This window comes from Chitinivibrionales bacterium, assembly GCA_014728215.1.
Lineage (GTDB): Bacteria > Fibrobacterota > Chitinivibrionia > Chitinivibrionales > WJKA01 > WJKA01.
Genome location: WJLZ01000212.1, coordinates 1 through 2,894, shown reverse-complemented (window position 1 = coordinate 2,894; position 2,894 = coordinate 1). Strand labels below are relative to the sequence as shown.

Genomic DNA, 2,894 nt, shown 5'->3' with positions numbered 1-2,894 from the left:
TAATTATATTTTCCTATCATGGAGATTTATGAGTCGAGAATTAAAAGGTTTCCCGGATATTGTTCAGCTTATGACGGTAGACGGAATCGATCCGAAGGAAGGTGAGGTTCGGGAGATATTTGCAAAGTATAATTCCGAAGATTTATATCGACGGGTACTCGATTGTTGCGGAGTAATGAATGAAAAATAACCTCGATTTGAATTTTCCGGAATTCGATAAAGATATGCAACCCCCGCTGCAGCGCCCCATGGATGAAGTTGACAATTGGATCGAAGAGGATTACCGGCTTTTTTGCGACCGCGAGTTCCCTAAATGGTTTGGCCGACTATTTCGGTATCAGTGTACTCTGGGTCCGGCTTTTTGCAGATTGGTTTCTTGCCCATCTTCTCTGCCCTTGTTCTTATGAGGCCCGGTGTGCATTTTTTGGCAAGAAGCCCGAGGCAGGAAAGAATGTTGATCAGGAGAAACGCCGGTTCCGACTATGAAAACCAGCAAAACAGTCCTTCATGGGGAATATAAGTTATATAAACATTCAAAACGAACACCATTATATAATCGGGCATGATCTGCCTGAATTCTACTATATTGTAATCCAAAATCATTCCATTTCAAAAAAGCCACAAATCATTGAACTAATCAACAAAGGGGGCTCAATGTTCAGCAAAAAGGCTTTTTCAATCCTTTCATTTATTTTTTTGCTTGTTGCCTTGGCGACAGCAGCCAATTCCGGTTCGAGTGTCGACGCAATCATAATTGACGAAGCGATAAGCGACGGCGGTGCGACTTTTCGCGGTGCTTCCGGACCTATCTGCTTTCAGCATGTTCCCTGCATCCAGGAGACTTCACCGGGAAAATTTGTTTGTACCTGGTACTGTTCATATGAATGCGATGAAGAAGAGCTTCTGGCGGCATGCAGCTATAATCATGGCAATGGATGGTCTGATCCGACGATAATCGCACCCCAATGCTACAATATCGCACTCTATCAGCCCAAAAGAGACAAGGATGCTCCTTTATATCTGTATTCCCGTTTTGCGATCACCGCAGATGGCTGGGTAATGGTTTCTCATGATGAAGGCGTTCATTGGGAACCGGCGGGAAAACCTGATCAACGTTTTGAGATCTGGAACGAGCCAGGTGCACCTCATGCACCTGACGAATGTGGTAATGAAGGTGAAGTCCAGTACTGCTGGGGCACACTTCTTCCTGAAAAATTAAATGGGTGCCCATGTCTTCCAGGTGAGTATAATGACAAGATAGATCAATTCATAGGTCTAATAAAAAACCCGGCACTGGAGCTTCCAAACGGTGATGCGTTTCTGGGATCGAGCGCTGATGATTGTGGATGGAAAGCACATATTGAGGTCGCTCCCTATAAAAATTACGATGGACTAAATCCGGATGCCGGAAACTGGGATTGTATTTCAAATATCGGAACCATGATCCAGCCGTCTTTCCTGGTTCTCTCGGAAGATTATCAGACACTCGTTGCAACCGGACGTGGTCCCAGTCCTGGTCACAACATTATAGCAAAAATCTCCACCGATGGCGGATTGACCTGGGATGACCATAATACTCCAACAGGCGCAGGCAGACGCGGCCACTGTTCCGTAACCCTTGACAATGGCTACCATGTTGTTTGTGGTGAAGTCAACAGGGATGAAATCCATGTAGCGATCAGCGATGACGCTGACTCGTGGACCCAGGTCCTCAAGCTGCAATCGGATGAAACCGGTGGCGCATACCCGGTTGTAATTCAAGCTTCCGATCGAATGGTCCACATCGTATACGCCGTCTTTCGCAAAAACACCGGCGCCCATATCAGACACGTGGTTATCGACCCCGATGAGCTTGTCGGAAAATCGGCAAACGACGGCCCCTCGGTATCATCGCAGCCGTCGAACAAAAGCGGCTCACTTAACAGCACGGTAGAGTTCTCCGTTTCTGCAAGCGGATCAGGAAGTCTCTACTATCAATGGCAGCGCCACAGCGGCAACGGACTCTGGTACAACCTTCCCGGAAGACAATCAAGCTACACGACCGAATCACTGAAAGCAGAGATGAACGGCTGGAAATACCGGTGCGTAATCAGCGATGATGATGGATCGACTGTTTCGGAGGAAGCTACCTTGACCGTGGAAGGCGCAATGACTGATGCTCAGCGCGGAAATGTAATCAACACCCGCAATGCTTTACGGGTAAAAGCAGCAGGCGATAATTTTACGCTTTCATTGCCATCATCCACAGGCGGCTTTTCAAAAATGAATATTTACACGGGTAACGGGAAGCAGATAATCTCCAAAAGCATCATACAAGGCACGGGGAATGAAATACTTGTCAACAAATCGGCGCTTCCCGGGGCTGGAATGTATGTCGCAAAATTCTTTTGGAAAGACAACTGCATTCTCAGTACACGGCTGATAGTAAATAGATAGTTTGAAAAATTGCTTGAGCCTCGGTTACTACCGGGAGGGGCATATTCTGCCCCTCTTTTCATTCCTGGAGGAGCATTCCGGCAACCGGACCGGAAAGAATGTCCTTTATTACATCAAATCGCCAATTTCAACAAAAAAAGGGTATTTACCCGGTACCATACCATTGTTGCAGCAAATAGTATTCCTCATTACACGCAAGGTCCTTCATTATCGCATGCCGGTCCAAAGCCGGCGCCTCTTCCTAAAAAATTGCGGTTTTCTGCTTATATATAAACATTCCCAATCACGATTATGCAGTCGATGATATCATCCACCACCCCCGGCTTTGATATGAATTACCTATGTTATACAGCCGTTTTTGAGGTTTCCTTGAATAACGGCCCGAGACAAGGTACGCTCATTTTGAAAAAGCCACAAAAAGACGTATATTAAATCGAAAATCAAAAATCCTATGCTCT

Annotated in this window: 2 protein-coding genes; both read left to right on the top strand. The window is 46.1% G+C overall.

Annotated features, from left to right (window positions below; translation table 11 throughout):
- Nucleotides 1–28 precede the first annotated feature (28 nt).
- On the top strand, nt 29–190 hold the full coding sequence (locus GF401_19460) for a hypothetical protein (protein ID MBD3347238.1): 162 nt from the start codon (nt 29–31) through the stop codon (nt 188–190).
- A 317-nt stretch (nt 191–507) separates the two neighbouring features.
- Nucleotides 508–2,436 (top strand): hypothetical protein, encoded by a 1,929-nt coding sequence (locus GF401_19455; GenBank protein MBD3347237.1) that lies wholly within the window; start codon nt 508–510, stop codon nt 2,434–2,436.
- Nucleotides 2,437–2,894: the final 458 nt, after the last annotated feature.